At 71.3% G+C, this 7,599-nt stretch carries 6 protein-coding genes; 1 reads left to right on the forward strand and 5 read right to left on the reverse strand.

Going from position 1 to position 7,599, the window contains the following annotated elements:
- Positions 1–71 precede the first annotated feature (71 nt).
- The 5 genes from WMF28_RS23400 to WMF28_RS23420 form a co-directional block, all read right to left on the reverse strand.
- Positions 72–851, reverse strand: a complete 780-nt coding sequence (locus tag WMF28_RS23400) for a metallophosphoesterase family protein (RefSeq protein WP_437595481.1) — start codon at positions 849–851, stop codon at positions 72–74.
- Positions 817–2,052 (reverse strand): carboxylate--amine ligase, encoded by a 1,236-nt coding sequence (locus tag WMF28_RS23405; protein WP_437595482.1) that lies wholly within the window; start codon positions 2,050–2,052, stop codon positions 817–819. The genes WMF28_RS23400 and WMF28_RS23405 overlap by 35 nt, the downstream gene beginning before the upstream one ends.
- A 2-nt stretch (positions 2,053–2,054) precedes the next feature.
- The gene (locus WMF28_RS23410) at positions 2,055–3,185 is read right to left on the reverse strand and encodes a polysaccharide deacetylase family protein (RefSeq protein WP_437595484.1); all 1,131 of its coding nucleotides are present in this window, start codon (positions 3,183–3,185) and stop codon (positions 2,055–2,057) included.
- 67 nt (positions 3,186–3,252) lie between these two features.
- Positions 3,253–4,575, reverse strand: a complete 1,323-nt coding sequence (locus tag WMF28_RS23415; RefSeq protein ID WP_437595486.1) for a glycosyltransferase — start codon at positions 4,573–4,575, stop codon at positions 3,253–3,255.
- Positions 4,576–5,329: 754 nt separating this feature from the next.
- Positions 5,330–5,734, reverse strand: a complete 405-nt coding sequence (locus WMF28_RS23420) for a hypothetical protein (protein WP_437595487.1) — start codon at positions 5,732–5,734, stop codon at positions 5,330–5,332.
- Positions 5,735–6,118: 384 nt separating this feature from the next.
- Between WMF28_RS23420 and WMF28_RS23425 the strand changes: the two genes are divergently transcribed.
- Complete coding sequence (locus WMF28_RS23425; RefSeq protein ID WP_437595489.1) at positions 6,119–6,751, forward strand: NUDIX hydrolase; 633 nt, start codon at positions 6,119–6,121, stop codon at positions 6,749–6,751.
- Positions 6,752–7,599 lie beyond the last annotated feature (848 nt).

A 7,599-nucleotide genomic window follows, 5' to 3' on the forward strand; every position in this document is an offset into this window, starting at 1 on the left:
AATCCCGCTCTCGTGTCCGCCGCCCCGCCCGGGCCCTCCTCGCAGCGGCGCGACGGCGGCACCGCTCCCCTTCAGCGCCATCGCGGCCGCAGGTGGGCGAGCGCCCCCCGCGCCGCGCCGAGGCGCGTGTCCAGCCACGTCATTCGATATCCATCCTCGTCGGCGCGCCGCTCGGCGCGCTCGTGATCATAAGGGACCCGGTGGAATGAGATCTCCTGTCGCCACGAGTCGAAGACGGCGAAATCCGCGAGCTTCTCGCTCCTCCGGGCCGCGTCGACCGAGCCGGGGTTGATGAAGAAGCGCTGGCGCCCGCGGCCCAGCGAGACGCGCTCGCCTGTCGGCCCCGCCGTCGCGACCCCCGCCTCGACCTCGTAGAGCGCCTGGACATGGGTGTGCGCGAAGAAGCAGATGCGCCCGCTCGGCTCGCGCTCGCGGAGGAGCAGCGCGTTCTCCTCGATGTGCGCGGGGCTCACCATGTACTGGCAGACATCGGCGACGCCGCCGTGGACGAGGACGATCTCGCCCTCGATGACGCGCCGCTTGGGCAGCAGCGCGAGCGCCCGCTTGCTGTCCGCGGAGAGCGCGCTGCGCGTGCGCCGGAGCGCGAAGGCCGCCTTGGCGCCGCAGCGCTCGACGCCCAGCCGCCCGATCGCCATGAGGTCGTGGTTGCCCGCGATCGCGAGGACCGGCGGCCGCGCGAGCAGGCGCACGCACGCGTCCGAGTCGGCGTTGTACCCGACGATATCCCCGAGGCAGATCAGGCGATCCACGCCCCGCTCCGCAAGGAACGCCTGGACTGCCGAGAGGGCCTCGATGTTACCGTGAACGTCTGCGATGATCCCGTAGAGCATGGCGCGCCACCTTTCGTGTGAGGAATGAGCTGACCCATCGCGCGAAGGGCCTCGGGTCGTCCCAGGCGAAGGCGTCATAGAGGGTGTGCGCCCCCGCGATCGAGCCGATCCACGACGCGAGGGACGCGCCGCCGCGCTGCTCCCGGAACGCGCGGTAGACGCGGTAGACGTCGAGCCAGCGGTGGCCCGGGGCGGCGCGCGGGGGCGCGGCCGGGCGGCGGCCCAGGGCCAGGTAGTCGTACGCGACGCGCGGCAGGTTGACGCCCGCCGCGGCGCCCACGTGGTTCCAGAGGGTGTACCGGGCGTTGACCTCGAGGGTATAGAGCGCGCCGCTCCTCGCGTCGCGCGCGAGGTCGATCTTGAAGGGCCCCTTGAGCCCGAGCTTCCCGGCGACCTCGCGCCCGACCGCGGCGACCGCCTCGTCGCCCGTGACCTCGACGATCGCGCTCTCGCCGGCGAAGGCCGGGTAGGTGCGGAGCTTGCGCCCGCAGAACCACGCGAGCAGCTCCCCCCGCTCGTCCGCGAACCCGTGGAACGACACGAGATCGACGACGTCGCACGCGATGTGCTCCTGGACGATCAGATCCTGCTCGAGGCGCGCGAAGTGCGGGTGCGCGAGGAGCTCGGCGCGCGTGCTGAAGAGGCGCGCCTTGCCCAGGCCGCCGAGGAGCTCGTGCTGGATCTCGGCCCAGGCGGACTTGCGGCGCGGCTTCACGAGGAGCGGCTCGCGCAGGCCCGTGAGATCGCCGCCCGGCCGCAGCGTGCGCGGCGCGAGGATGCCTCTCGCCTCGCAGAGGCCGTAAAACCCCTCCTTGTCGAGCAGAGACCAGCACACGTCCTCCTCGTTGAGGAGGAAGAGGAAATGCTGCGCCAGCGCTCTCCGGTGGCGGTAGATGAGCTCGAGCTGCGGGTCGGTGCCGTAGAACAGCGGGATCCTGCGTCCGAGAGCCGCATGGAGCCGCTCCCCGAGGCGCAGCAGGATCGCCGCGGACGCGTCCCGGTTCGCCTCCTCGAAGCCGGGAACGAGGCAGGCGGCGCTCACGTGGCGCGAGCACAGGACCCGGTCCGCCGGGTCCGTCGTCGCCACGATCACCGGGGTCCCGACCATCCCGTGAGGCCGGACCAGGGTGATGTCGCCCAGCACGAGCGCCGGGGGGCGCTCGGGGGAGAAGCGGGTAACGTCGGTGTCTGTTCGGTCCATGATCACTCGAAGAGCGAGGAGGGCAGGCTGCGGGTTTCGTCCTGGGTTCCATCGAGCGCCGGGCCCGGATCGCGCGGCGCCGCCGCGCCTCGCTGGACGACGTGCCGCGTCAGCACCTGCTTCGTCCGCAGGACGCCCGACACGGAGCGGATGAAGCTCCGGTGATCGGCGCCGAAGTCGATCCGGGGCACGGAGAACGGCGCGTCCGGGGAGCTCTGGAACCGCTCGGCGGTCTCGTAGTCGCAAGGCGAGTTGGTCACGGCGCCCAGAAAACCGAGCCGGCGCAGCGTGGCGCTCTCGCGAGGGCCGAAGTCCCTCCCCACATGCCCGTTCGGATAACAGAAGATGGGGACCGGGCGCCTGGCCTCGGCGCACAGGCGCGCCCAGGACACGAGGATCTCGTGCTTCGACTGCGCGTCGCTCGTCCTGGAGAGCACCGGATGGCTGACCGTGTGCGGACCGAACGTGATGCCGCGCGCCTCGCACGCGCGGACGTCATGCCACGACATGGGCGCGTAACGCGCGGGCGGACGCGCCGGGAGCTCGACCTCGGCGGCGGCGGCGAGCCGCTCGATCGCGCGGAGCTTCTCGGCGTCGGGGACGCGCTTGCACTGCTCAATGAAGCGCCGCGCGAGCTGCGCCCGCGGGGTGCCGTCGTCCAGGCGGACGACGTGGCGCAGGCCGGCCACCATCACGCTGAGCTCGCGGCGCCGCGTCGTCTCGAACACGTACTCCACGCGGTGCCACCAGCACCACAGCTCGCCGTCCAGATAGCCGGTCACGACGAAGATGGTGGCCGGGCAATCGAACTCCGCGAAGAGCGGCGCGGCGACCGTCGCCTGGTCGCTCGTGCCGTCATCCATCGTGAAGGCGACGGCCCGGTCGATGGGCGGCGCCTCGCCCGCGAGGCCCCGGAAGACCCGCTCGAGCGACACGATCGGATACCGCTCGCTCCTCAAAAACTGCAGCGCGCGCTGGAGATCGCGCCGTTCGAGGCCCGCGATGCCGCGATCCGGGTCCGCGAGCCGATGTATCACGATGATGGTCACCTGCCCGCGCATCATCCGCGTGAATGGCCGAGTCGCCCACGGCACGGCCAGGAGATCCGAGAGCCATTTCACCACGTTCGACATGAGTCCTCCCCCTTCGAGAGCCTTTGACAGCAGCAGAGATCGGTGACAGCAGCGCTCCGGCGGCCGCTCAGCTCGGGAGCGCCGCCGGCGAGCGCGGCCGATCACCGCGAGGGCGGCCGTCGCCGCGGTCCGGAGCGGCGGTGATCTCGCGCGGCTTCCGGTCCGCGCCCCAGATCCAGGCGAGCACGGTGCTCGGGCGGACAGCGGCGACGACGCGCGGCGGCTGCCGCACGAGCAGCAGCGCGTACAGCTCCATGTAGCGCTCGGCCATCCGGGCGGCGGAGTAGCGCCGGAGCGCGATCGTCCGGCCGCACCGGCCCATCTGCGCGGCGAGCCCGGGATCGACCTGGAGCTCCGAGAGCCTCGCGGCGAGCGGCGCGACCTCGCCGGAGGGCACGAGGAAGCCCGTCTCGCCGTCCACGAGGGCGGTGGCCACGCCGCCCACGTCCGTCGCGACGGCCGGGAGCCCCACGGCCATCGCCTCGAGGAGCGCGAGCGGCAGGCCCTCGGACAGGGAGGGCAGCGCGAACACGTCGAGCGCGGCGAGGAGCTCTGGCACGTCGTGGCGCTCGCCGGCGAACAGCACGCGCTCGGACACGCCGAGCTCGCGCGCGAGGGCGGTGAGCCGCCCGCGCTCGGGTCCGTCGCCGACGATCAGGAGCCGCCCGCTCCAGGGCAGCGACCTCGCGGCGGCGCGCACGAGCAGCGCCTGGTTCTTCACGGGAGAGAGGCGCCCCACGCTCCCGACGACCCAGGCGTCCTGCGGGATCGCGAGCTCGGCCCTCACCCGGGCCCGCGCCGCCGGATCGGGCGCGAACCGCGACAGGTCGATGCCGTTCGCCACGACGTGCAGCTTCGACGAGCCGACCTCGCGCCGGCCGAGGACGGCCGCGGCGGTCGGCTGCGACACCGCGACATGGGCATCGACGAACGCCGACGCGGCGCTGCGCAGCCACCGCCGTCCTTGCATGTCCTGGGACACCCCGTGCCTCGTGTGGATGACCGGGACCCGGTGCAGCCACCCGGCGGGCGCCGCGTAGATGAGCGACAGGTGGTTGTGCGAGTGGACGAGCATCACCCCCTTCGTCGCGAACAGCGCGGCGAGGCGGGCGGTGAGCGTCCTGTCGAACCCGGGGCATTTCGGCACGAGGTGCACCTCGACCCCGCGCCGCCGGAGCTGCTCCGCGCGCGGGCCGTCCGGATCCTCGGCGATCGCGACCGCCAGCACGTCATGGCCCGCGCCGCGCTGGGACGCCGCGAGATCGACGACCACCTGCTCGGCGCCGCCGGTCTGGAAGCTGCTCACCACGTGCACGATGGCGAGCCGCCGAGGAGCCCGCGAATCCTCGCGACCGCGGTCCTCGGCACCGCAAACAGCCTGTGTCTCCATACCCCTCTCCCCCACCGGGTGGACTGCCGTTCATTCGACTCGCCTGCTCGTCCAGCGCCGGCCCTGCCTGGCTGTCCTCCTGGCCCGCCGCGCCCGGCCCCTCCTGCACGGCAAACACCGTCCAGGGCATCGCCGGAGCGGACCTGGGATGGTCCGGCGCATCGATTCGATGGATCGACACGAGCGCTGCAACACGCCGCATGACTACATGGCGGACGGCAGGGGCGCGACTCGGGTCCACTATACGGCGGATTCGAGAGCTGACAAGCGATTCAAGCAACAAACGGCAAAACCGAAGAACAGGGCTGCGCAACCCATATAAGGAGTCGGTCCGCAGCGCCGAACAGGGGTGTTCCGTCCCGGTCTTCGACTGGCGTCCTCGTGAGCGGCGCCTCGCCGGCCAGGCGCCGCTCTCGAGGACGCGCCGGCGGCCGGCCGTCGCCCGCAAAGTGGTTCATTTTCGGCCAGTTACAAGAATCGTCCCCGGCCGGTCGCGAAAGGTGAGCCGCGCCCGGATCGCGCGAGCACTGTGGAGGGCGAGCGGCGGCCCGGGCGGGGGGCCGTTGCAAGGGAGCGTGGGTGACGGCCGTTCGCCCTGCGGGGCGCCGGGCGGCGACTTCGGCTCGTCATCTCTTCACGTCTTCATGGAATGAAGGAGTTCGCGATGGACATTGCCGGACCGAGGCCACCTCGATGAAGATCAGGAGCGGTGCTCCGGCGCGCGCCGGCGGGGCGACGTCGGCCGCGAACGGCGTCAGGGGCTGCGCGGCGCCTGGCGAAGGTGATCGAGCAGCTGGGCCTCGTCGCTGCCGATCATCCGGTCGATGCCGTCCTCCCGGACATGGCGTTGAACCTGCAGCGCGCCCGCGGTCGTCCGCACGAGGATGGCGACGCGCCGGAAGCCGCTCAACAAGGCTGGCCGCAGCCGCAGCATCGCCGCCTCGAACTGCGGATCATTCCGCCCCATCGCCGCGCGCACATCGACGAGCAGGCACAGCCCGCTGCGGCCCACCCGGTCCAGCGCGCGGCTCACCTCCATCCACCGCTCCTCGAGCTGCGCCGGGGACTCCAACGGCGTCGCGCTCCGCACGACCCGCACGAGCTGTGCCGCGGGGTCGATCGTCACGGTGTAGTGAGCATTGCGCAGGATCTCGAGCATGGTCCACGCTCATTCTATCATGAGAGCCGCCCTGGCGAGCCGCGCCCCGGGAGCCGCTGAGTTCGCCGTCGCTGCCCGGCGATTTCTTCAACGCCCCCGGCAAAGGCGCCTCGGCCCCCTCCAGGAGACTGGCCCGGCGAGAGCTGCCTCCTGAATCGCTGGGATGCCCGCGTGCGCCCGACGCGCGGCGGACGGCTCGCGGTGACCTGCCCTTCGCCTTGGCAACACCTGCCGAGCACATGCAGCACGCGCAGCCGAGCTCGCTCGATCTCCGGTAATGGCGGAAGTCGAAGCTCCTCCCGGCGGTCTCGGGCGCTCCTCCGCAGGGTAGTTTCCGGAGTCTGCGACGTAAGTACCGGTAGGCATTGTGCTATCCTCGCCGTCGTGCTCTCCTCCTACGACCTCGCCGCCATCATGGCCCGCCTTGAAGGGCGCGCGGCCGGGCCCGACGTGGTCACGCAGGAGCGTCAGGCGGCGGTCGCCGCGATCCTGCAAGCGCCGGCGGGGCCTCCGGGAGCGGCGCTCGAGCGTGCGGGGAGCCGGGAGCCCGGGGAGGCCGAGCTCCTCCTGATCCGCCGGGCCGAGCACCCGGCCGATCCGTGGTCGGGGCACATGGCGCTCCCGGGCGGCCGGCGCGAGCCGTCGGACGAGAGCCTGCTCGCCACCGCGATCCGCGAGACGCGCGAGGAGGTGGGGATCGACCTTGCGGCGCACGGCACCCTGCTCGCGCGCCTGCCCGACATCCCCGCGGTCGCGCGCGGGCGGCGCGTCGGGATGATCATCGCTCCGTTCGTCTTCGCGCTGCGCTCCACGCCGGATCTCGCCCTGAACGACGAGGTGGCCGAGGCGCTCTGGACGCCGCTCGGCCCGCTCGCGCGCGGCGAGCGCGCCTCGAGCTATGCGTACACGCACGAGGGGAACGTCCGCCAGCTCCCGTGCCTACGCGTGGACGAGCGGGTCGTCTGGGGGCTGACCTACCTCATGCTGGAGCAGCTCTTCGACGTGCTCCACCGGTGAGCCGCGGGCCCGGGCGCTCGACCCGGCCCATGACCGGCGCGGGCCGGTTCGGACGTGGCGTCGCTGCGCCCCTCACACGATCGAGGAGATCCGGCTCGCGGATCACGTTCACGGCGCGGGCCTCATGGGGCTGATCCGTCGTGCGAGAGTCGGCACGACGCCCCGAGGGTCGATCCAAGGCCGGTCGATAGGTCGCTCGGGCTGAAGATCGTCTGTCGAAAGAACGGTGACACTGGGCTGCTCTCGCGGAAACGAGAGAGAAACGACAGCGATCGCTGAGCTTCGACCCATCAACCCGCATGGCTCCAACTCAGGGACAGCCACAAAAGCAACAGTCACGATCGCACCATGAAACAATCCGGGGCCCTTCACGCGAAGAGCTAGCCCGGCCGCATGGACACACGGCAGCAACGCTGGCCGGCAGCGCCCCATGACGGGTCAGCGATATGGCGCAAGCGAGGGGCGGCACGCGCCTGTTGGCCCCGGCGCGCCTCCCACCCTGCATCATCCAGTAATGATACAGCGGAGCGCGGCCCTCCTAACAGAAAAAAACAGAAAAAAAGATACTTGCCGAAAGTCTGAAGGGCGACAAAGTACGCCGGCATGCAGCTTCGGGACACACATTCGAACCACGGACGGTCGTCAATCCGAACGAGTACGCTGTTCCTCACGTTCCTCCCGGGTTCGCGTGGCCAGGAATCCTAGCGATTCTACGTATATACGGCGTCGCCTGACCCGGGACGAACTTAGGGAACGAAGTTACTAGCTCGCGACGCTGCTCGACGTAGGGCGAAGCAAACGGCCGCGTTTTTGCGCCTTGGCGCAGCGCGCGACGACGGAGGTATTGC

The sequence above is a fragment of the Sorangium sp. So ce590 genome (assembly GCF_051521365.1).
Lineage (GTDB): Bacteria > Myxococcota_A > Polyangia > Polyangiales > Polyangiaceae > Sorangium.

Bases quoted from the DNA above. Each gene is read 5' to 3' on its own strand.
- WMF28_RS23420 (WP_437595487.1), bottom strand. From the start codon at position 5,734: ATGCTCGAGATCCTGCGCAATGCTCACTACACCGTGACGATCGACCCC.
- WMF28_RS23405 (WP_437595482.1), bottom strand. From the start codon at position 2,052: ATGGACCGAACAGACACCGACGTTACCCGCTTCTCCCCCGAGCGCCCC.
- WMF28_RS23410 (WP_437595484.1), bottom strand. From the start codon at position 3,185: ATGTCGAACGTGGTGAAATGGCTCTCGGATCTCCTGGCCGTGCCGTGG.
- WMF28_RS23400 (WP_437595481.1), bottom strand. From the start codon at position 851: ATGCTCTACGGGATCATCGCAGACGTTCACGGTAACATCGAGGCCCTC.
- WMF28_RS23415 (WP_437595486.1), bottom strand. From the start codon at position 4,575: ATGGAGACACAGGCTGTTTGCGGTGCCGAGGACCGCGGTCGCGAGGAT.